The organism is Kitasatospora arboriphila, from assembly GCF_039528095.1.
Lineage (GTDB): Bacteria > Actinomycetota > Actinomycetes > Streptomycetales > Streptomycetaceae > Kitasatospora > Kitasatospora arboriphila.
In genome coordinates, this window is the sequence record NZ_BAAALD010000009.1 from 46,292 (window position 1) to 70,129 (window position 23,838).

General features: G+C 74.5%; 19 protein-coding genes and 3 tRNA genes. 11 read left to right on the forward strand and 11 right to left on the reverse strand.

The annotated features are described in order from the left end of the window. Window positions 1-66: 66 nt before the first annotated feature. The 5 genes from nirD to ABD353_RS07325 form a co-directional block, all read right to left on the reverse strand. Window positions 67-420: a nitrite reductase small subunit NirD gene (gene nirD / locus ABD353_RS07305; protein ID WP_344622653.1), complete on the reverse strand. Its 354-nt coding sequence runs from the start codon at window positions 418-420 to the stop codon at window positions 67-69. Next, window positions 417-3,038, reverse strand: a complete 2,622-nt coding sequence (gene nirB, locus ABD353_RS07310) for a nitrite reductase large subunit NirB (protein ID WP_344622654.1) — start codon at window positions 3,036-3,038, stop codon at window positions 417-419. The genes nirD and nirB overlap by 4 nt, the downstream gene beginning before the upstream one ends. Beyond that, a complete protein-coding gene (locus ABD353_RS07315; protein ID WP_344622655.1) occupies window positions 3,035-4,324 on the reverse strand; it encodes an NAD(P)/FAD-dependent oxidoreductase in 1,290 nt (429 codons plus the stop codon). The genes nirB and ABD353_RS07315 overlap by 4 nt, the downstream gene beginning before the upstream one ends. A 103-nt stretch (window positions 4,325-4,427) precedes the next feature. After that, window positions 4,428-6,194, reverse strand: coding sequence for an ABC transporter ATP-binding protein (locus ABD353_RS07320; protein ID WP_344622656.1), 1,767 nt, complete (start codon window positions 6,192-6,194; stop codon window positions 4,428-4,430). Window positions 6,195-6,288: 94 nt separating this feature from the next. Continuing rightward, window positions 6,289-8,370, reverse strand: coding sequence for a molybdopterin oxidoreductase family protein (locus ABD353_RS07325; RefSeq protein WP_344622657.1), 2,082 nt, complete (start codon window positions 8,368-8,370; stop codon window positions 6,289-6,291). A 159-nt stretch (window positions 8,371-8,529) separates the two neighbouring features. Between ABD353_RS07325 and ABD353_RS07330 the strand changes: the two genes are divergently transcribed. Beyond that, window positions 8,530-9,360 carry a sirohydrochlorin chelatase gene (locus ABD353_RS07330; RefSeq protein WP_344622658.1) on the forward strand — a complete coding sequence of 277 codons (831 nt, stop codon included), beginning with the start codon at window positions 8,530-8,532 and terminating at the stop codon, window positions 9,358-9,360. A 317-nt stretch (window positions 9,361-9,677) separates the two neighbouring features. Here ABD353_RS07330 and ABD353_RS07335 read toward each other — a convergent pair whose 3' ends face one another. Both ABD353_RS07335 and ABD353_RS07340 read right to left on the reverse strand, forming a co-directional pair. Further along, a complete protein-coding gene (locus ABD353_RS07335) occupies window positions 9,678-10,979 on the reverse strand; it encodes an MFS transporter (RefSeq protein ID WP_344622659.1) in 1,302 nt (433 codons plus the stop codon). Beyond that, window positions 10,976-11,557: an ArsR/SmtB family transcription factor gene (locus ABD353_RS07340; protein ID WP_344622660.1), complete on the reverse strand. Its 582-nt coding sequence runs from the start codon at window positions 11,555-11,557 to the stop codon at window positions 10,976-10,978. Before ABD353_RS07340 ends, ABD353_RS07335 begins: the two co-directional genes overlap by 4 nt. Window positions 11,558-11,651: 94 nt before the next feature. On the opposite strand from ABD353_RS07340, the gene ABD353_RS07345 reads away from it, so the two are divergent. From ABD353_RS07345 to ABD353_RS07360, 4 genes are all read left to right on the forward strand, one after another. Then, complete coding sequence (locus tag ABD353_RS07345; protein WP_344622661.1) at window positions 11,652-12,056, forward strand: hypothetical protein; 405 nt, start codon at window positions 11,652-11,654, stop codon at window positions 12,054-12,056. Window positions 12,057-12,104: 48 nt separating this feature from the next. Further along, window positions 12,105-13,385, forward strand: coding sequence for a deoxyguanosinetriphosphate triphosphohydrolase (locus ABD353_RS07350; RefSeq protein WP_344622662.1), 1,281 nt, complete (start codon window positions 12,105-12,107; stop codon window positions 13,383-13,385). Between the two features lie 36 nt (window positions 13,386-13,421). Next, window positions 13,422-15,332 carry a DNA primase gene (dnaG, locus tag ABD353_RS07355; RefSeq protein WP_344622663.1) on the forward strand — a complete coding sequence of 637 codons (1,911 nt, stop codon included), beginning with the start codon at window positions 13,422-13,424 and terminating at the stop codon, window positions 15,330-15,332. Between the two features lie 345 nt (window positions 15,333-15,677). Continuing rightward, window positions 15,678-16,892 (forward strand): RNA polymerase sigma factor, encoded by a 1,215-nt coding sequence (locus ABD353_RS07360; RefSeq protein WP_425555097.1) that lies wholly within the window; start codon window positions 15,678-15,680, stop codon window positions 16,890-16,892. A 31-nt stretch (window positions 16,893-16,923) separates the two neighbouring features. Here ABD353_RS07360 and ABD353_RS07365 read toward each other — a convergent pair whose 3' ends face one another. Both ABD353_RS07365 and ABD353_RS07370 read right to left on the reverse strand, forming a co-directional pair. Next, on the reverse strand, window positions 16,924-18,360 hold the full coding sequence (locus tag ABD353_RS07365) for an FGGY family carbohydrate kinase (RefSeq protein WP_344622665.1): 1,437 nt from the start codon (window positions 18,358-18,360) through the stop codon (window positions 16,924-16,926). Window positions 18,361-18,460: 100 nt separating this feature from the next. Beyond that, entirely contained in the window at window positions 18,461-18,754 is a 294-nt protein-coding gene (locus tag ABD353_RS07370) for a hypothetical protein (RefSeq protein ID WP_344622666.1), read from the reverse strand. A gap of 305 nt (window positions 18,755-19,059) precedes the next feature. Here ABD353_RS07370 and ABD353_RS07375 point away from each other — a divergent pair. Both ABD353_RS07375 and ABD353_RS07380 read left to right on the forward strand, forming a co-directional pair. Then, a tRNA-Asn gene (locus ABD353_RS07375) sits at window positions 19,060-19,132 on the forward strand. A 46-nt stretch (window positions 19,133-19,178) separates the two neighbouring features. Further along, window positions 19,179-19,251, forward strand: a tRNA-Asn gene (locus ABD353_RS07380). A 115-nt stretch (window positions 19,252-19,366) separates the two neighbouring features. Here ABD353_RS07380 and ABD353_RS07385 read toward each other — a convergent pair. Next, window positions 19,367-20,110: a trypsin-like serine peptidase gene (locus ABD353_RS07385; protein ID WP_344622667.1), complete on the reverse strand. Its 744-nt coding sequence runs from the start codon at window positions 20,108-20,110 to the stop codon at window positions 19,367-19,369. Between the two features lie 270 nt (window positions 20,111-20,380). Between ABD353_RS07385 and ABD353_RS07390 the strand changes: the two genes are divergently transcribed. Both ABD353_RS07390 and ABD353_RS07395 read left to right on the forward strand, forming a co-directional pair. Continuing rightward, window positions 20,381-20,454 (forward strand) — tRNA-Ile (locus ABD353_RS07390). Window positions 20,455-20,848: 394 nt separating this feature from the next. Further along, on the forward strand, window positions 20,849-21,391 hold the full coding sequence (locus ABD353_RS07395; RefSeq protein ID WP_344622668.1) for a hypothetical protein: 543 nt from the start codon (window positions 20,849-20,851) through the stop codon (window positions 21,389-21,391). On the opposite strand, the gene ABD353_RS07400 is transcribed toward ABD353_RS07395, so the two are convergent. Beyond that, the gene (locus ABD353_RS07400; protein ID WP_344622669.1) at window positions 21,367-22,176 is read right to left on the reverse strand and encodes a polysaccharide deacetylase family protein; all 810 of its coding nucleotides are present in this window, start codon (window positions 22,174-22,176) and stop codon (window positions 21,367-21,369) included. The two genes, ABD353_RS07395 and ABD353_RS07400, sit on opposite strands and share 25 nt — an antisense overlap. Window positions 22,177-22,479: 303 nt before the next feature. Here ABD353_RS07400 and ABD353_RS07405 point away from each other — a divergent pair, with 303 nt between their 5' ends. Both ABD353_RS07405 and ABD353_RS07410 read left to right on the forward strand, forming a co-directional pair. After that, entirely contained in the window at window positions 22,480-22,965 is a 486-nt protein-coding gene (locus tag ABD353_RS07405) for a hypothetical protein (protein WP_344622670.1), read from the forward strand. A 163-nt stretch (window positions 22,966-23,128) separates the two neighbouring features. After that, window positions 23,129-23,827 (forward strand): class F sortase, encoded by a 699-nt coding sequence (locus ABD353_RS07410; protein WP_344622671.1) that lies wholly within the window; start codon window positions 23,129-23,131, stop codon window positions 23,825-23,827. Window positions 23,828-23,838: the final 11 nt, after the last annotated feature.

The following is a 23,838-nucleotide window of genomic DNA, read 5'->3' on the forward strand; positions in this document are numbered from 1 at the left end:
ACTGCGGACGGCCGGGCCGATCAGGGGCGGTGGCGGGCGTCAGGGCCGACGGGCCCGCCGAAGGGGTCAGACCTCGCCGAGCCGGGCGGCGTGCACCGGGATGCGGACGGTCTCGTCGTCCAGGCACTCGCCGGTCGCCAGGTCGAAGCGCTGCTTGAGGAGCGGCGAGGCGACGTACACCCGGCCGTCCGCACTGGAGCCGACCAGCCCGCGGGAGAGCACGTACGCCCCGGTGAACGGGTCGCGGTTGGCCACCGCGTAGAGGCGGTCGGCGTGGTCGCGGAAGACGGCGGCCTGGGTGCCGTCCGGCAGCAGGACGGCGACGCCGCGGCCGGGGGTGAGCTGCTCCCAGTCGCAGACGGAGGTCCAGGACCCGCTGGTCAGCAGCTCGACGCGGGAAGTGGTGGCGACGGTGGTCATCGGGTCTCCAGGAGCGCGTTGTCGGGGTCGAGGGCGGCGAGCAGCTCCTCCTCGGTGGCGAGGAGCACCAGGTCGGGCTTGATCTGGTCGCGCTCGGGGGTGAACCGGATGCTCGGGTCCGGCACGCCCGGGGCGTTGACGAAGGAGACGAAGCGGCGCATCCGGTCCGGGTCGGCCAGGGTGGCGGCCCACTCGTCCTGGTAGTCGGCGACGTGGTTGGCCATCATGGCTTCCAGGTCGGCGCAGATGCCGAGCGAGTCGTCCACCACCACGTCGCGGACGTGGTCGAGGCCGCCCTCGATGCGCTCCAGCCAGGTGGAGGTGCGCTCCAGCCGGTCGGCGGTGCGGATGTAGAACATCAGGAACCGGTCGATCAGCCGGATCAGCTGCTCGTCGTCGAGGTCCTGGGCGAGCAGGTCCGCGTGGCGCGGGGTCGCGCCGCCGTTGCCGCCGACGTAGAGGTTCCAGCCGTTGGAGGTGGCGATGATGCCGAAGTCCTTGCCGCGGGCCTCGGCGCACTCGCGGGCGCAGCCGGAGACCGCCGACTTGAGCTTGTGCGGGCTGCGCAGGCCGCGGTAGCGCAGCTCCAGCTGGATCGCCATGCCGACCGAGTCCTGGACGCCGTAGCGGCACCAGGTCGAGCCGACGCAGGACTTCACGGTGCGCAGCGACTTGCCGTAGGCGTGGCCGGACTCGAAGCCGGCCGCGACCAGGCGGGACCAGATCTGCGGGAGCTGGTCGACGCTGGCGCCGAAGAGGTCGATCCGCTGACCACCGGTGATCTTGGTGTAGAGGCCGAAGTCGCGGGCGACCTCGCCGATCACGATGAGCTTGTCCGGGGTGATCTCGCCGCCGGGGATCCGCGGCACGACCGAGTAGGAGCCGTTCTTCTGCAGGTTGGCCAGGAAGTGGTCGTTGGTGTCCTGCAGGGCGGCCTGCTCGCCGTCCAGGATGTGCCCGGAGGCCTCCAGCTCGGGGGCGAGCGAGGCGATGATCGAGCCGACGGTCGGCTTGCAGACCTCGCAGCCCTCGGCGCCCTCGGGGGCGCGGCCGTGCTCGGCGAGCAGCTGCCGGTGGGTGGCGATCCGCTTGACCCGGACGATCTCGTACAGCTCGGCGCGGGTGTGCGCGAAGCAGGGGCACAGGCCCTTGTCGACCTCGACGCCGGAGGCCTCCAGCTCGTCGGTGACGATGGTGGAGAGCAGCTTGATGCAGGAGCCGCAGCCGGTGCCCGCCTTGGTGCACTTCTTGACCTCGGGCACGGTGGTGCAGGAGTGCTCGGTGACGGCCGAGCGGACCTGGCCCTTGGTGACGTTGTGGCAGTTGCAGACCACCGCGTCGTCCGGCAGTGCGGAGCTGCCGAGCGAGACGGGGGCGCCGGAGCCGGCCGGGAGGACGAGGGACTCGGCGGGCACGGGCAGCGGGTTGCCCGTCCCGGCCAGCGGCCGCAGCGAGGAGTACGCCTCGGCGTCGCCGACCAGGATGCCGCCGAGCAGCGCGCCGTCGGCGGTGACGACGAGCTTCTTGTAGATGCCGGAGCGGGAGTCGGAGTAGACGACGTCCAGCGAGCCCTCGGTGGTGCCGAAGGCGTCGCCGAAGCTGGCGACGTCGACGCCGAGGAGCTTGAGCTTGGTGGAGAGGTCGGCGCCGGTGAACGGCTTGCAGGCCTCGCCGGCGAGCTGCTGGGCGACGGCCTGGGCCATCTCGTAGCCGGGGGCGACCAGGCCGTAGACCCGGCCGTCGACGGCGAGGGCGCACTCGCCGATGGCGAAGACGTTCTCGTCGGAGGTCTTGCAGAAGTCGTCGACGGCGATGCCGCCGCGCTCGCCGACGTCCAGGCCGCAGTCGCGGGCCAGCTGGTCGCGGGGGCGGACGCCGGCCGAGAAGATCACCAGGTCGGTCTCCAGGTCGGAGCCGTCGGTGAAGGTCATGCCGCGGGCCCTGCCGTTCTCGACCACCACGGTCTTGGTGCCGACCCCGGTGTGCACGACGACGCCCATCTCCTCGATGGTGCGGCGCAGCGCCTCGCCGCCGCCCTCGTCCACCTGGACGGGCATCAGCCGCGGCGCGAACTCGACCACGTGGGTCTCCAGGCCGAGGCCCTTGAGCGCGCCGGCCGCCTCCAGGCCGAGCAGGCCGCCGCCGACCACCGCACCGACGTTGGCGGTCGCCGCGTACGCCTCGATGGCCTCCAGGTCCTCGATGGTCCGGTAGACGAAGCAGCCCTCGGCGTCCTTGCCGTTGACCGGCGGGACGAACGGGTAGGAGCCGGTGGCCAGCACCAGGGTGTCGTAGCCGATCGTGTTCCCGGCCGCGGTGGTGACGGTCTTCGCCGTCCGGTCGATCGAGGCGACGGGGGAGGAGAGGTGCACCTCGAAGCCGTGCTTGTCGGCGAAGCCCTCCTCGGCGAGCAGCAGGTCGTCGGCGGACTTGCCGGAGAAGTACGAGGTGAGGGCGACGCGGTCGTAGGCGTGCCGGGGCTCCTCGGCGAGGACGACGACCCGGTAGCGGTCGGCGGCGCCGGTGTCGGCCAGGGCTTCCAGGAAGCGGTGGCCGACCATGCCGTACCCGACCAGGACGACGGTCGGCTTGCTGGTGGTCATCGGGCTGGTGGTCATCGCGAGGGCCCTCCGGGGGTCGTGCTCTGGGTGGTGAGCAGGTGCAGCGGGTGTGCTGACAGGGCCTCGTCGCCCTCCCAGGTGCCGGCGAGGTCGCCGACGGTGCCGAGGTCGCCGAGCAGGACGCCGCCGACCAGGCGGTCGCCGCCCAGGTCGTCGCGGCGGACGATGACCTTGCGGTAGGTGCCGCGGCTGGCGTCGGCGAGCCGGACGACCCGGTCGCCGGGGCCGGCGGGCGAGGTCTCGCCGAAGGCGGCGAGGTCCAGCGGCGCCGAGTCGGGGCCGGCCAGGGTGAGCCGGGTGAGCAGCCGGCTGCCCCGGTACGGGGCGTCCTGGCCGCACAGCAGCCGGGCCAGCCGGTCGGCCTGCGCGAGGGCGGGCCCGGCCAGGCCGTAGACGGTGCCGCGGTGTTCGGCGCAGTCGCCGACGGCGTGGACCGCCGGGTCGGAGGTGCGCAGCCGGTCGTCGACGACGATGCCGCGCCGCACCTCCAGTCCGGCCGCGGCGGCGAGGCCGGTGCGCGGCCGAACGCCGGTGGCGATGACGAGGAGTTCGGCGTCCAGCCGGAAGCCGTCGGCGAGTTCGACGCCGGTGATCCGGCGGTCCTCGGTGAGCGCGGAGCGCACCCGGCACTCGGTGTGCACCTCGACGCCGAGTTCGGCGAGGTGGGCGCGGAGCAGCCCGGCGGCCTCCTCGTCGAGGTGGCGCTCCATCAGGTGCTCGCCCTGGTGGGCCAGCACCACCTGGACGCCGCGGGCGGCGAGCGCCCGGGCGGCGCTCACCCCGAGGAGTCCGCCGCCGACCACCACGGCCTGCCGGACGCCCGGCAGGTGCCGGTCGATCAGCTCGCAGTCGGCCATGGTGCGGAAGGCGAACACCCCGGTGGGCAGCTCGTGCCGCTCGCGGCCGGTCAGCGCGTCGTCGAACAGGCCGCGCAGCGGCGGCAGGACGGGGTTGGAACCGGTGGCGAGGACCAGGTGGTCGTACGCGACGGCGGCGCCGTCGTCGCACTGCACCAGGCGGTGCTCGCGGTCGATCCGGACGGCCCGGGCCCGGCGGCACTCCACCTGCGGGGGGAGCGCCGCCAGGGCCGCGGTGTCCGGCGCGTAGCGGCCGGCCAGCACGTCGGCGAGCAGGACCCGGTTGTAGGGGGCGTGCTCCTCCTCGGCGAGCAGCGTCACCCGGCCGGCGCCGTGGGCGGTGAGCTGCTGGGCGAGCCGGTGGCCGGCCATGCCGCCGCCGATCACCACGATCCGCGGCTCCGCTGTGCTGTCCGTCGCTGTCATGCCCTTGAGCATGGTTGCCGGACGTTTCCCGGCCGGGGCCGCTCTGTTTCGCGAGCGGAAAGTCGACCTCAGCGGCGCGCGGGGCGCGCTGTGAGCCCCCGGGTCAGGCGAGCTGGGCGGCCTGCAGTCCGGCGTACGCCCCGCCGCTGCGCAGGAGTTCGGCGTGCGAGCCGATCTCGGCGATCCGGCCGCGGTCCATCACCACGATCCGGTCGGCGTTCCTGATCGTGGAGAGCCGGTGGGCGACCACGAACACCGTCCGGCCCTCGACCAGCCGGGCGAGCGCCTGTTGCACCAGCGCCTCGGAGCGGGAGTCCAGGGCGGAGGTCGCCTCGTCGAGGATCAGCACCCGAGGGTCGCGGATCAGCGCCCGGGCGATCGCCAGGCGCTGCTTCTGCCCGCCGGACAGCCGGGCGCCGCGCTCGCCGACGACGGTGTCCAGGCCCTGCGGCAGCCGGTCGATGAACTCCAGTGCGTTGGCGTCCCGCAGCGCGGCCCGCACGGTCTCCTCCGGCACGTCCTTCAGGCCGTAGGTGACGTTCTCCCGGACGCTGCCCTCGAACAGGATGGACTCCTGCGGCACCACGGACAGGAACTTGCGGTAGCTGCGCAGGTCGAGCTGCTCCATGTCGGTGCCGTCGAGCAGGATCCGGCCCTCGCCCGGCCGCAGGAAGCCGATCAGCAGGTTGAGCACCGTCGACTTGCCCGCGCCGGAGCCGCCGACCAGCGCGATCGTCTCGCCCGGCCGCACGGTCAGGTCGAAGCCGCTCACCGAGGGCTCCTCGCCGCCCGGGTAGGTGTGCCCGACGCCGCGGAACTCGATCCGGCCGGTGACCTGCGCGACCTCCGCCTTGCCGGAGTTCTCCTCCAGGTCGGGGGCCTGCAGCACCTCGCCGACCGAGCGGACGGACTCCAGCCCCCTGCCGAGCTGCGGGGTCAGCGTCAGCAGGGTGGTGACCGAGCCGGTCAGGCTGGAGAAGTACGCGCTGAGCATCACCACCGCGCCCGGGGTGACGTCCAGCCAGCCGTAGTAGGCGACCAGCGCCGAGCCGGCCAGGCAGCCCACCCCGATCGCGTTGAGCAGGATCCAGGCGAGCGAGCCGAACCGGCCGTTGAGCAGGTCGAGGCGGAGCCCGGCGTCCAGCACCCGGCCGAGGGTGCGGTCCATCCGGCGCAGCGCGGTCCGCTCCAGGCCGTGCGCCCGGGTGATCGGGATCAGCGTGGTCATCTCGCCGACCCGCGACGACAGTTGCTCGACCTCCTGCCGGAAGGACTCGTTCTGGCTGCGCAGCCGCTCCCGCAGCCGGACGACCAGCAGTGCCGCGGCCGGCACGACCACCACGAACACCGGCAGGAAGGCCGGGGTCTGCACCCCGATGACGACCAGGCCGCCGCTGAGGGTGGCGATCGCGGCGAGGCCGTTGTCGGCGGTCTGCTGCGAGGCGTTCTCGATGCCCTCGACGTCGCGGATCACCTTGGCCTGCAGCACGCCGGCGCTGACCCGCGAGTGGTAGCCGATGGACAGCTGCTGCATCCGGTGGCAGAGCGCCGAGCGCAGCCGGGTGCCCATCCGCCGGATCGAGCCGTGCATCCAGTGCACGTACAGCAGGTGCAGCGGCAGGTTGAGCAGCAGGATCACCAGCAGCACCGCGGAGTTCCACCACAGCACGGAGACCGGCCGGTGCCGGACGACCACGTCCACGATGTTCGCGGTGATCAGCGGCAGCAGCCAGACCGGGGCGTGCTTGGCGAGGAACACGGCGACGGCCAGGGCGACGCGCCCCCGGTCGGGCCGGAAGAGGTAGAGGAGGGTGCGGACGGGGTGCTCGCCCCGGTAGCGGTGGCTGAGCGGTCCCTGGGGCAGCGCCATGGACGGTTCCTGGGGGAGGAGTTCGGTGCGGGGGCGGCACCATCCTGGCAGCCCGGTGCCGCACTGCGGCTGGCCGGAACCGGACAGCCGGCGGTCAGCCGCCGCCCTCGCACCGCTCCAGCCGCACCGCGCACGCCTTGAACTCCGGCATCCGGGACACCGGGTCGAGTGCCGGGTTGGTGTGCACGTTCGCGTTGGCCGCGCCCGGCCAGTGGAACGGCATGAACACCGTGTCCGGCCGGATCGCCGTGGTGAGCCGCGCGGGGGTGACGGTCCGTCCGCGCCGGCTCACCACGGCCACCTGCTCGCCGTCGCGCACCCCGAGCCGCTCGGCGAGCCTCGGGTGCAGTTCGACGAACGCACCGGGCGCGGCCGCGTTCAGCTCGGCCACCCGGCGGGTCTGCGCACCGGACTGGTACTGCGCCAGCACCCGGCCGGTGGTCAGGCGCACCGGGTACTCCTCGTCCGGCTCCTCACCCGCCGGACGGTGGTGCACCGCGGTGAACCTGGCCCGCCCGTCCGGCGTCGCGAACCGGTCGAGGAACAGCCGCGGGGTGCCCGGGTGGTCCGCCGACGGGCACGGCCAGAACACCCCCTCCTCGGCCTCGATCCGCTCGTAGCTGATCCCCGCGTAGTCCGCGGCACCGCCCGCCGACGCCCGGCGCAGCTCGTCGAACGCCTTCTCCGGCTCGGTCGGGAAGCCCTCGCCGTGGCCGAGCCGCCCGGCCAGCGCGTGCAGCACCTCCAGGTCGCTGCGCACCCCCGCGGGGGCCTCGGCCGCCTTGCGGCGCAGGATCACCCGGCCCTCCAGGTTGGTCATGGTGCCGGTCTCCTCCGCCCACTGGGTGACCGGCAGCACCACGTCCGCGAGCGCCGCCGTCTCGGAGAGCACCACGTCGCTGACGGCCAGGAAGTCCAGCGACCGCAGCCGCTCCGTCACGTGCGCCGAACGCGGCGCCGACACCACCGGGTTGGAGCCCGCCAGCAGCAGCGTCCGCACGTCCGTGCCGAGCGAGTCCAGCAGCTCGTACGCGCTGCGCCCCGGAGCCGGCAGCGCGTCAGGGTCGACGCCCCACACCGCGGCGACGTGGGCGCGTGCCGCCGGGTCGTCCAGCTTGCGGTAGCCGGGCAGCTGGTCGGCCTTCTGGCCGTGCTCGCGGCCGCCCTGGCCGTTGCCCTGCCCGGTGAGGCAGCCGTACCCGGCGTGGAGCCGGCCGGCGTTGCCGGTGGCCAGGCAGAGGTTGATCCAGGCGCTCACCGTGTCGGTGCCCTTGGCCTGCTGCTCGGGGCCGCGGGCGGTCAGCACCATGCCCGTCCCCGCCTCGCAGAACAGCCGCACCGCCTCGCGCAGGTGCGGCAGCGGCACCCCCGTCACCGACTCGACGTGCTCGGGCCAGTGCGCCATCGCGGCCGCGCGGGTCTCCGCCCAGCCGGTGGTCCGCCCGGCGATGAACGCCTCGTCGGTGCGGCCCTCGGCGACCACCAGGTGCAGCATGCCGAGCGCCAGCGCCAGGTCGGTGCCGGGCCGCGGGGCGAGGTGCAGGTCGGCGAGTTCGGCCGTCCGGGTGCGCCGCGGGTCGACGACGACCAGCTTGCCGCCGTTCTCCTGCAGCTCGCGCAGGTAGCGGACGAACGGCGGCATGGTCTCCGCCGGGTTGCCGCCGACCAGGATCACGCAGCCCGCCCGCGGGATGTCCTCGACCGGGAACGGCAGCCCCCGGTCCAGCCCGAACGCCCGGATGCCGCCGGCCGCCGCGGAGGACATGCAGAACCGGCCGTTGTAGTCGATCGCCGAGGTGCCCAGCACCACCCGCGCGAACTTGCCCAGCAGGTACGCCTTCTCGTTGGTCAGCCCGCCGCCGCCGAACACCCCGACGGCGTCCCGGCCGTGCGCGGCGGCGGTGGCCGTCACCGCCCCCGCGATCCGGTCCAGCGCCTCGTCCCAGGAGGCCGGGCGCAGCTCCCCGCCGGTGCGCACCAGCGGGGTGGTCAGCCGGGCGCCGGGGGCGAGCACCGCGGCGGCGTTCGCGCCCTTGCCGCAGAGCGCCCCCCGGTTCACCGGGAAGCCGGGCCGCTCCACCACGGCGACCGGGACGGGCCCGTCCGTGCGGCGCAGCCCCATCCCGCACTGCAGCGCGCAGTACGGGCAGTGGGTGTCGGTCGCGGCATCGTTCATGCCCCCACGGTGCTACCGCGCTGTTTCGCCGCCGCGGCCCGCAGGTTACGGCCCCCGCACACCGCCCTCACCAGGGCCCGCGGCGGCTGTGAGGCCAGGGAAACCAGTCGTGACCACCGGGCAACGGCGGGGAAACAGCGGTGGACGACGCTGGACGGCATGACGCCGATCCCCACGCTCGCCGCCGCCCCCACCGCCGCCGCCGCCACCACCACCGTCACCACCGTCACGGCCGCCGGGGCCACCGCCCCGCCGCGGCCGGTACGGGTCCTGCACGCGGCCCGCCGCCCGGCCCTGGTGCTGGTCGCGCACGGCTCCCGGGATCCCGCCGCCGGAGCGGAGATCGCCCGCCTGGTGGACCGGCTGCGCGCCGCCAGACCCGAACTCGACGTCCGGCTCGGCCACCTCGGCCTCAACGCGCCGCTGCTCCCCGAGGTCCTCGACGGCCTGAGCGGCCCGGCCGTCCTCGTCCCGCTGCTGCTCAGCCGCGGCTACCACGCCAGGGTCGACATCCCCGCCGCGCTCGCCGCAGCCCCGCAGGTCACCGGCACGGTCGCCGCCCCGCTCGGCCCGCACCCGCTGCTCGCCGAGGCACTCGCCGCCCGGCTCGCCGAGGCCGGCTGGCGCCGCGGCGCCGACAGCCGGGACGCCGTGGTGCTCGCCGCCTCCGGCTCCCGCGACCCGGCCGCCGCCCTCGACACCACCGAACAGGCCCGGCTCCTGGCACTGCGCCTGGGCGTGCCCGTCCACCCCGGCTACGTCGCCGCCGGCGGCCCCAGCGTCGCCGAGACCGTCGCCCGCCTCGCCGCCGAGGGCCGCCGCCCCGCCGTGGCCGGCTACTTCACCGCCCCGGGCGACTTCGCCCGCCTCGCGGCCGCCGCCGGCGCCCCCCTCGCCGCCGCCCCGCTGGGCGCCCACGACGCCGTGGTCCGCCTCGTCCTGGACCGCTACCGCGCCGGCGTCCCCGCCCTGCTCCCCACCGCCGCCTGACCGGAGCCCCCGCCTGCAAGGGCCACCCACCGGGGGCCCGGGAAACTGCGCGGTTGCCCACCCGCGAGGCAACCAGTCACCTTCCACCCTTGCCGCCTGATCGGGCGCCGCGCCAGGGGCGCCGGGAACCGCGCGACCGACCACCCGCGAGGCGAACCGTCATCTCTCACCCTCACCACCCCGCCGTCCCTCCCGACCGATAGGGCGCCGCGCCAGGGGCGCGGGGAACTGCGCGACCAGCCACCCCGGCGCAGTCCGCCCGGCTCCGACCCCCACCACCCGCGGCCTCCGGCCCGGTGCGGCGGGCCCTCCCCGCGTCAGCGGGCCGCGCACCGCTCCTGCCCCGGGCTGCCCGCCGCCACCGCACCCCGCACCCGCACCGGCAGGTCCCGGCAGCGCCGCACCGGCGACCACCAGAGGATCAGTCCGGCCAGCGGCACCCCCGCGGTCAGCACCCACATCGCGGGCCGCAGACCGATCTCGGTGCCGAGCAGGCCGGCGAGCACCGCGCCGACCGGGATCGCGCCGAAGTTGAGCACCGAGCTGCTCGCGCTGAGCCGCCCGAGCAGCTCCGGCGGGCAGTACTGCTGCTGGAAGGTCGACTTGACGACATTTCCGGCGACGACTCCGGCGGACACCGCGAACGCGCCGACCAGGTAGAACGCCAGCCCGGCGCCGGGCGTGGTGAGCGGCACGAGCAGGGTGAGCAGCGGCAGGCCGATCTCGAACACCAGCATGGCCCGGGCGGTGCCGATCGCGGCGGCCACCCGCCGGGCGACGGCCGCGCCGGCGATCCCGCCCACCGAGCCGACCGCGACCAGGCTGCCGACGGCGCCGGGCGGCAGGTGCACCTCGCGGACGAGGAAGACCACCAGGATCGACTGGAAGCCGGTGAGGGCGAGGTTGCCCGCGGCGCCCCACAGGGCCAGGGTCCGGAACCAGACGTCGCCGAAGACCAGGCCGAGTCCGTCGCGGACCTCGCGGCGCAGCGAGCGCTCGCGGGCCGGTGGCAGGACCTCCCGGTGACGGATCCGGGCGGTGCACCACAGCGAGAGGACGAAGGTGGCGGCGTTGGCGACCAGGCCGCCGACCGGTCCGGCGAGTTGGGAGATCAGGCCGCCCGAGCCGAGTCCGGCGATGCCGGCGGCGGAGGCGCTGCCGTGCAGTTTGGCGTTGCCCTCGGCCTGGTCCGCCGGGTCGAGCAGGCCGGGCAGGTAGGCGGTGTACGCGGTCTGGAAGAAGACGCCGGCGGTACCGGTGCCGACCGCGACGGCGAGTAACTGGGCGAGCGTGAGCACGCCGACCGCGGCGGCCGCCGGCACGGTGAGCAGCAGGGCCAGTGAGACGGCGGAGGAGGCCAGCATCACCGGCCGTCGCCGCATCCGGTCCACCCAGACGCCGACGGGGAGGCCGAGGACCAGCCAGGGCAGCCAGCCGGCGGCACCGAGCAGCGCGACCTGGAAGGTCGTGGCGTGCAGGGCGGTGACGGCGATCAGCGGCATCGCGAGCCCGGTGACGGCGGAGCCGAAGCGGTTGGCGGTCTCGCCGCCCCACAGCAGGCGGAAGTCGCGGTGGCGGCGCAGCAGTCCGCCGCGGCGGCGGTCGTCGGCGGTGCTCATGCGGCACCGCCCTCGGCCCGCGGGACGGCCTGGATCTGCACCACGACGGGCCGGGCCGACGGGTCGGGTTCGGCGTCCGGGTCGGGGGTGTGCCGTGCCACCACCTGCGACAACTCCTCGCTGAGGGCGCGGAGCTGGTCGGGGGTCAGGACGAGGTTGTTCCAGTCGCTGACGGAGCCGGAGTCGCGCCATGCGCCCGTCCACTCGGCGGCCAGCGAGTCGGAGACCCGCCGGAACTGTCCGCGCAGCATCTCCTGGAGGTAGACCGCGGCGGCGTCGCGCGACTCGGGGTCGTCGGCGAAGTCGGTGGTGCTGAGCACGTTCCTGCTGCGGACCCGGCGCCACCAGCGCTCCCGGCGGGTGCCGCGGGCGGTGTCCTCCTCGATGAAGCCGTGTTCGGCGAGCAGGCGCAGGTGCCAGCTGATGGTGCCGGTGCTCTCGCCGAGGCGCTCGGAGAGCCGGGCGGAGGTGGCGGGGCCCTCGGCGGCGAGTGCGTCGAGGATGCGGACCCTCAGCGGGTGGGCGAGGGCGCGCAGGCTCCGGGCGTCGATCCGACGCTGGTTCTCGGGTGCGGTCATGGCTCCACCGTACAGTGCAGAGGAGTCTCTGCAAAGACTCCTCTGCAACATTCTTCGGTGCGTGACTCCCCACCGCTGTGCCAGAGTTGGCCGCATGGCCGACCCCCGGAGCGCCACACCCGACAGCCCTGCCACACCCGACAGCCCCGCCGACCCCGTCCGGCTCCCCGACGTGCTGCGCTTCCTCACCGAGCTCGTCGCCTGGGTCGCCGCCCCCTGGGCCCTCGCCGGCATCTCGCCCTGGCTCTCCGCCGCCGCGCTCCTGCTGCTGATCGGCCTGCCGACCGTCCTCGCCACCCCCGGAGACAAGAAGCAGGCCATCGTCCCCGTCCCCGGGTACGTCACCGTCGGCCTGGTGCTGCTCCAGCTCGTCGCCGCGGTCGCCGGCGCCTGGGCGGCCTGGCCCGTCTGGGCCGCCGTCCCGGTCACCGTGCTCGCCGCCGCCTGCCTGGTCACCGAGCGGCCCCGGTGGCGCCGTCTGGTGGCCGCCCGGCCGTAGCGCGGCGCATCCCTGGATGTCGGTCAGCGGGCGTACCGTGGCGGGTATATGGACGACACCACGCCGTACGACCCCAACGCCGAGGCCCGCTGGGTGCCCGAGCCGGACAAGCGCCCCGGCCGCACCGCCTTCCAGCGCGACCGCGCCCGGGTGCTCCACTCCGCCGCGATCCGCCGGCTCGCCGGCACCACCCAGGTGGTCGCCCCGCTGCAGAGCGACTTTCCGCGGACGAGACTGACCCACTCCCTGGAGTGCGCCCAGGTCGGCCGCGAGCTCGGCGCCGCCCTCGGCTGCGACCCGGACCTGGTGGAGACCGGCTGCCTCGCCCACGACATCGGCCACCCGCCGTTCGGCCACACCGGCGAGGAGGCCCTCGACCAGGCCGCCCGCGAGTGCGGCGGATTCGAGGGCAACGCCCAGTCGCTGCGCATCCTCACCCGCCTCGAACCGAAGCGCTTCGCCCCGGCCGACGAGAGCCCGACCCGGCTCGCCCCCCGGCCCGGCCGCAGCGTCGGCCTCAACCTCACCCGCGCCGCCCTCGACGCCGCCACCAAGTACCCGTGGGCGCGCGGCCGGCACCCCGCCGACCCGTCCTCCACCAAGTACGGCGTCTACGGCGACGACCTGCCGGTCTTCCGCTGGATGCGGGCCGGCGCGCCGGACGGCCGCAAGTGCTTCGAGGCCACCGTGATGGACTGGTCCGACGACGTCGCCTACTCCACCCACGACGTCGAGGACGGCCTGCAGGCCGGCCACATCGACCCGAACGCGCTGCGCTCCGCCGAGGAGCGCGCCGAACTCTTCAAGATCGCCGAGCGGTACGCCCCCGACGCCGCCCCCGCCGAACTCGCCGAGGCCCTCGACCGCCTCCAGGCGCAGGAGTGGTGGCCGCGCAGCTACGACGGCAGCGCCCGCGCCCGGGCCGGACTGAAGGACCTCACCTCCCAGCTCATCGGCCGGTTCTGCCTGGCCGCCGAGCAGGCCACCCGGGCCCGCTACGGCCCCGGCCGGCTCACCCGGTACGGCGCCGAGCTGGTCGTCCCGCGCCCCGTCCGGCTGGAGTGCGCGGTGCTCAAGGCCGTCGCCGTCCGCTACGTGATGCAGCGCGACGAGCAGGCCCAGCTCCGCTCCCGGCAGCGGATCGTCATCGCCGAGCTCGCCGACGCCCTCACCCGCAGCGCCCCGCACGGCCTCGACCCGGTCTTCGCCGCCGTGCACGAGGAGGCCGAGGACGACCGGGCCGCGCTGCGCGCCGTGATCGACCAGATCGCCACCCTCACCGACGCCTCCGCGCTCGCCCTGCACGCCAGACTCGTCCAGCACCGCTGACCCCGCCGGTCGCGCCCGGTCGCCTACACTTCACGGGTGGCCGGGCGGATCAGGGACGAGGACGTGCAGGCGGTGCGCAGCGCACTGCCGATCGACGCCGTCGTCGGCGACTACGTGCAGCTCGTCAACGGTGGCGGTGCGCAGCTGAAGGGCGTCTGCCCCTTCCACGACGAGAAGTCCGCCTCGTTCTACGTGCACCCCGGCAAGGGCGTCTTCAACTGCTTCGGCTGCGGCGAGGCCGGCGACACCATCTCCTTCCTGATGAAGATCGAGCACTGCTCGTTCGCCGAGGCCGTCGAGCGGATGGCCGCCCAGGCCAACATCACCCTGCGCTACGAGGAGGGCGGCTACTCGCCGCGCCACCAGCAGGGCGAGCGGACCCGCCTGGTCGAGGCCCACAAGGCCGCCGCCGCCTGGTACGAGGAGCAGCTCGCCTCCCCGGAGGCCGAGATCGGCCGCCGCTTCCTCGCCGAGCGCGGCTTCGACGAGGCCGCGGCCAAGCACTTCGGCGTCGGCTACGCCCCGGCCGGCTGGGAGCACCTCGTCCGGTACCTGCGCGGCAAGGGCTTCAGCGACAAGGAGATCCTGCTCGGCGGCCTGGCCTCCAAGGGCCAGCGCGGCGGCCTGATCGACCGCTTCCGCGGCCGGCTGATCTGGCCGATCCGGGACACCGCCGGCGAGGTCATCGGCTTCGGCGCCCGCCGGCTGCGCGAGGACGACAACGGCCCCAAGTACCTCAACACCCCCGAGACACCGCTCTACAAGAAGTCCCAGGTGCTGTACGGCATCGACCTGGCCCGCAAGGAGATCGCCAAGTCCGGCCGGGCGGTGGTCGTCGAGGGCTACACCGATGTGATGGCCTGTCACCTCGCCGGTGTGGAGACCGCGGTGGCCACCTGCGGCACCTCCTTCGGCGAGGAGCACATCAAGGTCATCCGCCGCTTCCTGATGGACACCTCGCAGTACCGCGGCGAGACGGTCTTCACCTTCGACGGCGACGCCGCCGGGCAGAAGGCCGCGCTGCGCGCCTTCGAGGACGACCAGAAGTTCGCCGCCCGCACCTCGATCGCCATCACCCCCGGCGGCATGGACCCGTGCGAACTGCGGCTCGCCAAGGGCGACGACGCCGTCCGCGAGCTGATCGAGAACCCCGTCCCGCTCTTCGAGTTCGCCCTCCGCCAGGCCGTCGCCCGGCACCGGGTGGACACCGCCGAAGGCCGGGCCGCCGCTCTGGAGGAGGCCTCCCGGATCATCGTCCGGATCAAGGACCGCTCCATCCAGCACGAGTACGCCGTCCAACTGGCCGGCATGCTCGGCATCCTCGACGAGCAGTTCGTCGTCCGCCGGATCGGCCAGCTCGCCCGCTGGCAGCGCGAGAACCAGCAGAACGACCGGACCCGGCCGGGCGCCCGCCGCGCCGAGGCCGCCCCCCAGCCCGTCCGCCCGGCCGCGCCCGCCTACCGGCTGAACCCGCGCGACCCGGCCCAGTTCGTCGAGCGCGAGCTGATCAAACTCGCCCTCCAGCACCCCGAGTTGGTCAGCCCCACCTTCGACCAGTACGGCGAGGACGAGTTCCCCACCCCGCCGTACCGGGCCGTCCGCCGGGCGATCGGCCAGGCCGGCGGCACGGCGTACGGCGCCGCGCTGCCCGACTTCACCGGTGCCGTCCGCGAGGCCTGCCCCGACGACGAGGTGCGCCGCCTCGTCCTGGAGCTGACCGTGGAGCCGATCCGCTCCCGCCGGAAGGCCGACGAGATCTACGCCGGCGAGTTCCTCGTCAAGCTCCGCCTGCAGGCGGTCGACCGGCGCGTCACCGAGGCCCGCGGCTACCTCCAGCGGCTCGGCAGCCGCGCCTCCGCCGAGGAGCTCAACGCCGTGCAGAGCGAGCTGTACGCCCTCCAGCAGTACGGCCACCAGCTCCGCTCCCGCGGCGCTGCGGCGCTCTAGGCCCTCCCTTTCGGATCTTGCCGGGCGCGCGACGCCGGGCATCTCCCCCAGCCCCGAGGGGGCCGGGAGGTGCCCCCAGTCTGGACGCACCGGCGAATCGTCCACGTACGGTCCGGTACGAGGACGATCCGCCGGCACGCCCAGGCGGGCGCCCACCGCCGCACGCCGATCCGACAAGATCCGAAAGAGAGGGCCTGGACGGGCCCCTCGTGGCGGGGCCGACGGCCCGGCTGTCCGTACATCTCCAGGAATGCCGGCGCCCCGCGTGTGGCGCGGCCCACACTCGTGGGTATCCCAGTCCCGTGTGGCGCGGCGTCCCCCAGCTGCCGCGCGCGGCCCGAAGGGATTCCCGTGGAGCTAGCAGCAGCCCGCCGGCCCCAGGCCGTCGCCCGCGACGACGGCACCGTGCACGACCGCGCCGCCGGCCCGCCGGACGCCGGGAACAGGGTGCCCCCGCAGGCCGGCCCGCCCGGTGCCGAGGCCGCCCCCCGCGCACCCGGGCCGGCCGCCGCGGACGGAGGGCCGGCCGAGCAGCCCGACGCCCAGCAGCCCGACGCCGTACAGCCCAATGGCGAGCAGCCCGACGCCGAGGAGTCCGACCCCGGAGCCCGCCTCCCGTCGCTCGACGACGCCACCGGGCCCGCCGCCGACCTGCTCCGCCAGTACCTGCGGGAGATCGGCCGGGTCCGGCTGCTCACGGCCGCGGAGGAGGTCGAGCTGGCCTGCCGGATCGAGGCCGGCCTGTTCGCCGAGGAGGCCCTGGACCGCGCCGCCGCCGACGGCGAACCGCTGGACGGCACCCTCGCCGGCGACCTCGACCGGTTGGTGGTGATCGGACGGATCGCCAAACGCCGCCTGATCGAGGCCAATCTCCGCCTGGTGGTGTCCGTGGCGAAACGGTACGTCGGCCGCGGCCTGACCCTGCTGGACCTCGTCCAGGAGGGCAACCTCGGCCTGATCCGCGCCGTCGAGAAGTTCGACTACGCCCGCGGCTACAAGTTCTCCACCTACGCGACCTGGTGGATCCGCCAGGCGATGAGCCGGGCGCTCGCCGACCAGGCCCGCACCATCCGCGTCCCGGTGCACGTGGTGGAGCAGATCAACCGGGTGCTGCGGGTGCAGCGCACGATGTTGCAGGAGAACGGCCGGGAGCCCACCGCGGCGGAGGTCGGGCTGGCCGTGCAGCTCCCCGAGGAGCGGGTCCGCGAGGTGCTGCGGCTGGCCCAGGAGCCGGTCTCGCTGCACACCCCGGTCGGCGAGGAGGACGACGTCGCGCTCGGCGACCTGATCGAGGACGCCGACGCCGCCTCGCCCGCGGAGAGCGCCGCCCTGCTGCTGCTCCGCGAGCACCTGGACGCCGTGCTCGCCACCCTCGGCGAGCGGGAGCGCCAGGTGGCCCGGCTGCGCTACGGGCTGGACGACGGCCGGCCGCGCACCCTGGAGGAGATCGGCACGCTGTTCGGCGTCACCCGCGAGCGCATCCGGCAGATCGAGTCCAAGGCGCTCGGCAAGCTCCGCGCGCACGCCTACGCCGAGCAGCTCCGCGCCTACCTCGACTGACCGCCGGTGGCCCCGGCTGGCAGGCCCGCGCTCAGCCGGCCGCCGTCTCCGGGTGGATCTGCTCGCGGACGGCCTTGAACTGCTGGCGCACCGCGTTGCCGATCGGCAGGTCCTGGTCCGGGTCCGGGGTCAGCACGACCACCTCCGGCAGCTCCCACTCCGGGGGCTCCGGGGTGCCGGCCAGCGCCCACGCGGCCTGCCGGGCGGCGCCCCGCGCCGCGTGCGCGCCGGGCGGCGGGATCAGCACCGGCACCCCGAACAGCTGTCGGGCCACCTCCCGGACGGCCGGCAGCCGTCCGACCGCGCCCAGCAGGAACACCCGGCCGACCGGGACGCCGTGCGTGCGCAGCACGTCCAGCGCCTCGGCGACGTTGCACAGCATGCCCTCGACGGCGGCCCTGGCCAGGTGCTGAGGGCCCATCGACTCGGCCCGAAGGCCCGTCAGGGTACCGGCCGCGTGCGGCAGTTTCGGGGTCCGCTCGCCGTCCAGGTACGGCAGCATCACCAGGCCGTACGAGCCTGGGGAGGACTGCAGGGCGAGGTCGCTGAGCGCCTCCAGGTCGCAGCCGAGCATCGCGGCGGTCGAGCGCAGCACCTGCGCGGCGTTCAGGGTGCCGGCCATCGGGAGGTGGCGCCCGGTGGCGTCGGCGAACGAGGAGACGGCGCCGGTGACGTCGACCACGGCCTGCTCGTGCACGGCGAAGATGGTGCCGTTGCCGCCGAGCGAGACCACCGCGTCGCCGGGGCGCAGCCCGAGGCCGAGGGCGGCGGCCATGTTGTCGCCGGTGCCGGCCGAGATCAGCAGGCCCTCGGGGGTGTGCCCGGCGGCCTCGGCCGGGCCGAGCACGTCCGGGACGTGCAGTTCGTGGCCGAGCGCGAGCTTGATCAGGTCCTGCCGGTACTCACCGGTGACGGGCGACCAGTAGCCGGTGCCGGAGGCGTCGCCCCGGTCGGTGGTGCGCCGCCGGGGGTGGCCGAGCAGCTGCCAGACCAGCCAGTCGTGCGGCAGCAGCACCTCGGCGATCCGCTTGGCCGAGACCGGCTCGAACTCGGCCAGCCAGCGCAGCTTGGCGATCGTGTACGTGGGGGAGGGCACCGAGCCGATCGCCTCCACCCACGGGGCCGGGCCGCCGAGCGCGTCGATGAGCGAGGCGGCGGCACCGGCCGAGCGGGGGTCGTTCCACAGCAGTGCGGGCCGGACGAGCACGCCGCCGGCGTCGAGTCCGATCAGGCCGTGCTGCTGGGCCGAGACGCCGATCGCGGTGACGCCCTCCAGCAGGCCGCCGGTGGCCGCCTCGCCGAGCGAGTGCAGCCAGGTCTGAGGGTCCACCTCGGTGCCGCGGGCATCGGCCCCCTCCGGGAGCGGGTGCGGCGCCTTGCCGTCCCGGAGGACGGCGCCGGTCTCGGCGTCGCACGCGACGATCCTGGTGCGAGTGGTGGAGCTGTCGATGCCCGCAACGATGGCCATGATGCGATCATGCCTCAGCGGACGGCCCGTTCGTGGCCCGCCGCGTCAAGTGTTGCCCAGTCGGTACAGGACCCGCGGAGGTCCGGTGTGCGTCCTTCCGCTACGGACGGACGGTGCCCCAACTGTCGTCGGTCGCGTGGTTGCGCTGGAAGGCCGACACCCGGTCGGTGACGGCGTTCGGCAGCTTGTCGCCGACCTTGTCGGCGACCGCGCCGGCCGCCTTGCCGGCCACCGCGCCCGCCTGTTGCTTGGCCTTGCCCGCGGCGTCCTGGACCTTCGGGTTCTGCGAGACCTTCCGGGCGGTCCGGGCGATCTGCTCGTACCGCTGCCGGCCCGCCTTGGCGCCGAGGACGTAGCCGACCCCGACCCCCACGATGAACGTGACCTTCCACATGCTCTGCTCTCCGCCCTTCCACGCGGTCGTCTGCCGCGTTGCGCCTACCCGTCGTGCCCGGCGGCGAACCGCCCGGGCGGCGGCCGCCCGCCTGGCGGGGGCGCCGCCGTGGCACCAGCATCCCCGGCGGGCCGGTCGGCCGCGCGCGGGGCGCGCCGGGCGGGGGCGGCGGGGCCCGGCCGCGGGGGCCGGGCGCGGGGGCCGGGCGAAAGCGATTGGCGGACCACCCCCCTCAGTGCGCTAATGTATGTCCCGCAGCGAGCGCCACGGGCCCGGGAGAACCGGGAGCCGGGGCGGAAGCTCGATCCCCCATAGCTCAATTGGCAGAGCAGCCGACTGTTAATCGGCAGGTTATTGGTTCGAGTCCAATTGGGGGAGCTCCGGACGGTCCTCGTGGCCGCCCGTTCGTTTGCGGTAACAGCAGTCCCCCATAGCTCAATTGGCAGAGCAGCCGACTGTTAATCGGCAGGTTATTGGTTCGAGTCCAATTGGGGGAGCTTCACCCGGAGTACTGGGTGATCAGCGCAGAGCGAAGGCCCTCCGGCACAGCCGGGGGGCCTTCGTGTTGCCCGGGCCGTTGCGCCGCCGTCGGGCGGCCGGGCAGGCCGGGGGTCAGGCCGTCGCCCGGCGGTAGAGCGCGGACACCCGGTCGTCGAAGGTCACGCTGTACGAGACCTCGTCCTCGTAGCCGCCCTGCTGGTAGCCGCCGATCACGCCGATCACCGCGCCGTCCGCGGTGAGCCAGGGGCTGCCGCTGGTGCCCACGCTGTAGCCCGTGCAGCGGAAACTCTCCTGGGTGGGGCTCTGCGAGGCCGTCCGGGTGGCGCAGGTGATCGGCTCCTCGCTGTCGTTCGGGTAGCCGGTGACCGAGACCGGCAGGCCGAAGCCGCGGCCGGTGCCGAGCCGGTTGCCGCCGAGCACGTCCTCGATCTCCTGCCCGTCGACGTCGGCGACGGTGAGGAAGGCCACGTCGTACTCCGGATCCTCGGAGTCCGTCCAGTGCTCGTCCACGGTGATCCCGGTGAGCGGCCAGACGCCGTACGGGGTCCGGCCGTCGCGCAGGCCCGGGGCGAAGACCAGGCCCTCCTCGCGGCCCCGGTCGAGGGTCTCCACGCAGTGGGCGGCGGTCACCAGCAGGTTGTGCCGGGGGCTGCTGACCACGCTCGCGGTGCACATCCGCGGGCCGTCCGCGCTGCCGAGGAAGAGCGCTCCGATCCGGTCGCTCGCGGTGTTCCGCGGGGCCGGGTGGGAGCCGGGGGTGTCGGGGCCGCCGCCGGGCCAGGCGCAGGAGGCGGTCGCCCAGCCGACGGCCGCCAGCAGCAGTGCCAGGGCACCCGTCCGCCGCCTGCCTGCCATCAGCCTGTCTCGCTTCCCTCGCCGCCGAGCCGCGGATGCGGGCCCCCGCAAGATCTAATCAGGACCCTCCGGAGCCGCGCCAGAGATGGCGGCGGGGCCGGCCGGCGGCCGGGACGGGCGGCGGGCGCCGACGGCGGGAGTGCGCGGGCGTACCCGGATGCGCACCCGGCGCGCATTCCGACTGATCGACCGGCTATGCTGCCGGTGACGGCCCTGAGGGGCCGTCTGCTGCTGCAAGGGCCTTCGCGCCGCTGCGGCAGGCCGGATCGGGGGGCGGTAGCTCAGCCGGTTAGAGCAGGGGACTCATAATCCCTTGGTCGTGGGTTCGAGTCCCACCCGCCCTACCTCCGGCCCGACGGCCTGTCAGCCCAGAAGGGCATCTGACCAGCCAAAACGCCCAAGCCGGTGATTCCCACTCTAGAGCACCGCGCGGCCCGCGAGCCGCGCACCACGCCGGGATTCACCCGCCCGTGGAGGTCGCTCCGGGCCGCTGCCGGACAGGGATCCGAATCGGCTGGCGGACCGTCACCCGCGAGTCTCCGCCCGTGCCGTGCCGGCGAGTACCGAAGTGGGAGCATCCGGGGAAATGGCTGACGGGACGGCCGAAGTGGCCGAGTTCGACTTCGGCATCACCCGACTGGCAGGCGAGTTCCACCAGGACTGGCGCAACTCCGCAAGAACGCCCGGAGGTCTGGTCCTCGCCTGGATCGGCGACCTCGGCGAGTCGCGCACGGAAAGGTGTCCCGCCTTCTCGACGACGCTCGGAGAATTCTCGGATCGGGCCTGTCGGCGGCGTCGACGGAAGTCCTATGGAACACCTGTGTCCCCTCCGGCGGTCCGGCCGGGCTCTTCGGCGAGGACGGCAGGGACTGGCTGCTCCGGATCTCCGACATCGCCCGGAGCCGGCTCGTCGAGCGCACCGGAGCCGAGCCCGGGGCCCCGCCGGACTGCCGGCACGATCCGCTCCCGGTCCTGGTGACGAGCTGGATCGGGGAAGCGGCAGCGGGTGGCGGCTTCGTGCGGCCCGGGGTTCCACCGGGCGCGTTCCTCGCCGCGTGGAACGACATCGCCGGGAACGTCTGCCCGGAGCTGGCGCTGCGCCTTGCCGTCCGCAGCCTCCTCGGCTCCGACCACCCCGTCCCCGCCCGTGTGTACGAGGCGATGGACAGGCAGGGTGCGGTCTACGGCTACGGCGACTTCCTGGTGTCCGCGGTGGAGTACCTGGTGGGCGACCGATCGGCACCGACCGCGGGTGCCTACTGGGGCGCGGTGAAGCGGTAGCCCTCGTCGAGGAGGACGGGGAGGTAGGTGCGCAGGGCGGCGATCGTCTGGGAGCGGTCGCCGCCGCCGTCGTGGTTGAGGACGATCGAGCCGGGGCCGATGGTCTGCAGCACGCGCTGGGTGATCAGCGAGGTGCCGGGGCGGGCCCAGTCCTGGGGGTCGACGGACCAGCCCATGGGGCGCATGCCGAGTTCGGCGCAGATCCGCAGGGAGGCGTCCGACCAGTCGCCGCCGGGGGCGCGGAACCAGGTGGGGGTCCGGCCGGTGGTGGTCCCGAGCAGGTCGGAGGTGCGGAGCAGTTCGTCGCGGACCTTGGCGTCGGTGATGCCGCGCAGGTCCGGGTGGCTCCAGGTGTGGTTGGCGATGTGGTGGCCGTGGGCGGCGATCTCGCGGACGAGGGCGGGTTGCCGTTCGGCGTTCTCGCCGATCAGGAAGAAGGTGGCGCGCAGCCGGTACTGCTCCAGGACGGACAGGACTATGGGGGTGTGCACCGGGTCCGGGCCGTCGTCGAGGGTGAGGGCGACCAGCCGGTCGTCGGAGGCGAGCGAGAAGAGCGGGTTGCTCACCTTGCGGGGCTGCGGCGGCACCGGCCCGGAGGCGGGGCTCGCCGCGGCGGGGGCGGACGAGGCCGCGGGCGGTGCGGACGACGCCGGGGGAGAGGCCGGGTCGGAGGGCAGGAGGCCGCCCGGTGCTGCTCCGTCGCCGCCGTCGTGCGAGGCCAGCTGGCACCCGGCTGCGGAGAGCAGGCCCATCCCGGCGACGCTCAGCAACAGCCGACGGGACATGATCTGATGATGTGACAGCATGACGGATGCATGCCCGAGGCTGCAGCGATGGCGCGCCGATTCCCGCAGCTACACTCCAACGGCCCAGCGCCCGCCCCGGGCGGACCGTCGCGGCCGGGGCCGCGACACTCCGACGCACGCTGGCGGGACGCCCGGACCGTCCGCCGCCACGTCCCCCGCACGGGCGATGACCTGCGGTGGCGGCCTGACGGGGTGTGAACCACGGTGGTCACGGCGCATCCGCGATCCCTTGCGCCGGCACCGAGGCCGGCTGTCGCACGGAGGCGTCGGAAGGAAACCCCCATGCTGCCCAAGCGCATCCTCTTCGCCGGAGCGGCCGGCGCCGCCGCCCTGGCCATCGCCATCCCGGCCGCCTACGCCGATCCGCCCACTGGTCCCGGGAGCGACGACCAGAGGGTGTGGACGGAGCAGGCCCCCGCCGACAAGGCCCCGGAGAAGGCGCCCGGCTCGACCGCCGAGCAGAAGTCCGCCCCCGAGGACCACAAGGCCGGGACGAAGTCGGACACCAAGTCCGGAAGCACGTCCGACATGACCTACGAGAGCAAGTCGGAGAGCAAGTCGGAGAGCAAGTCCGAGGGCAAGGACTCCGGCAAGGAGACCAAGGCCGAGGGCTCCTGGGCGGACAAGGCCCCGCACGGCGGCGTCCACACCGGCGGCGGCGGGATCGCCGTCTCCGGCAGCGGCCTGGCCACCGGCGCGGCGCTGCTCGCCGGCGGTCTCGGCGTCGGCACGGTCGCGCTGCGCCGCCGCCGCGGCTCCGAGGCCTGATCCCGACCCGCCGGCACCACCCCCGCGGCGCCGTCCCGTCCCCGGGGACCGCGCCGCCCACCGGCCGCGTCCGGCCGTACCCGCCCCGGAAGCCGGGCACGGCCGGACGCGTCTTCCCCAGAGGATCCGCAGGACCCGCAGCACCCCGTGAGAGGCGGCCGCCATGGGCCAGCAGACATCCGGCACCGGTGAACGGCCCGCGGGCAAGGACCCCGGCCGCAGCCCGCTGCGCTGGGCGATGGGCCTCGCCGCCGTCGGGGTCTTCGTGATGTACCAGTCCGTGGAGACCACCCCGGCCGCCCCCACCTCCACCGACGGCGGCCCGGCGGCCGTCGCGAGTGCGAGCCCGGTGCCCACCGCACCGCCCTCCCGGACCACCCCGGCCGTCCCCGCGATGTCCCGCTCCAAGCCGGTGAAGCTGCGCATCCCGCAGCTCTTCGTCGAGGCCCCCTTCACCGAGCTCGGCCTCACCCCGACCGGCGGCCTCGCCGCCCCGCCGGCCGACGACCGCAACCTCGTCGGCTGGTACAAGGACGGCCCGACCCCCGGCGAACGCGGCCCCGCGGTCGTCGCCGGGCACGTCGACACCACCAAGGGCCCCGCCGTCTTCCTCATGCTGTACGTGCTGCGCCCCGGCAACCCCGTCGAGGTCACCCGCGCCGACGGCTCGGTCGCCGTCTTCACCGTCGACTCGGTGCAGACCTTCGCCAAGAACGCCTTCCCCGACCAGCTGGTCTACGGAGACACCCCTGACGCCCAGCTGCGGCTGATCACCTGCGCAGGCGAGTACAACCGGGCCACCCACGACTACGCCGACAACGTGGTGGTCTTCGCCCACCTCAGCTCCACCCGGCCGGCCTGACGCAGGCCCCT

Excerpts from the sequence above, each read along its gene's own strand:
- nirB (WP_344622654.1), bottom strand. The coding sequence starts at position 3,038 with ATGACCACCAGCCCGATGACCACCAGCAAGCCGACCGTCGTCCTGGTC.
- ABD353_RS07330 (WP_344622658.1), top strand. The coding sequence starts at position 8,530 with ATGACGCCGATCCCCACGCTCGCCGCCGCCCCCACCGCCGCCGCCGCC.
- ABD353_RS07325 (WP_344622657.1), bottom strand. The coding sequence starts at position 8,370 with ATGAACGATGCCGCGACCGACACCCACTGCCCGTACTGCGCGCTGCAG.
- ABD353_RS07410 (WP_344622671.1), top strand. The coding sequence starts at position 23,129 with ATGGGCCAGCAGACATCCGGCACCGGTGAACGGCCCGCGGGCAAGGAC.
- ABD353_RS07335 (WP_344622659.1), bottom strand. The coding sequence starts at position 10,979 with ATGAGCACCGCCGACGACCGCCGCCGCGGCGGACTGCTGCGCCGCCAC.
- ABD353_RS07400 (WP_344622669.1), bottom strand. The coding sequence starts at position 22,176 with ATGTCCCGTCGGCTGTTGCTGAGCGTCGCCGGGATGGGCCTGCTCTCC.
- ABD353_RS07350 (WP_344622662.1), top strand. The coding sequence starts at position 12,105 with ATGGACGACACCACGCCGTACGACCCCAACGCCGAGGCCCGCTGGGTG.
- ABD353_RS07365 (WP_344622665.1), bottom strand. The coding sequence starts at position 18,360 with ATGGCCATCGTTGCGGGCATCGACAGCTCCACCACTCGCACCAGGATC.
- ABD353_RS07405 (WP_344622670.1), top strand. The coding sequence starts at position 22,480 with ATGCTGCCCAAGCGCATCCTCTTCGCCGGAGCGGCCGGCGCCGCCGCC.
- ABD353_RS07340 (WP_344622660.1), bottom strand. The coding sequence starts at position 11,557 with ATGACCGCACCCGAGAACCAGCGTCGGATCGACGCCCGGAGCCTGCGC.
- ABD353_RS07320 (WP_344622656.1), bottom strand. The coding sequence starts at position 6,194 with ATGGCGCTGCCCCAGGGACCGCTCAGCCACCGCTACCGGGGCGAGCAC.
- ABD353_RS07345 (WP_344622661.1), top strand. The coding sequence starts at position 11,652 with ATGGCCGACCCCCGGAGCGCCACACCCGACAGCCCTGCCACACCCGAC.
- nirD (WP_344622653.1), bottom strand. The coding sequence starts at position 420 with ATGACCACCGTCGCCACCACTTCCCGCGTCGAGCTGCTGACCAGCGGG.
- ABD353_RS07315 (WP_344622655.1), bottom strand. The coding sequence starts at position 4,324 with ATGACAGCGACGGACAGCACAGCGGAGCCGCGGATCGTGGTGATCGGC.
- ABD353_RS07370 (WP_344622666.1), bottom strand. The coding sequence starts at position 18,754 with ATGTGGAAGGTCACGTTCATCGTGGGGGTCGGGGTCGGCTACGTCCTC.
- ABD353_RS07385 (WP_344622667.1), bottom strand. The coding sequence starts at position 20,110 with ATGGCAGGCAGGCGGCGGACGGGTGCCCTGGCACTGCTGCTGGCGGCC.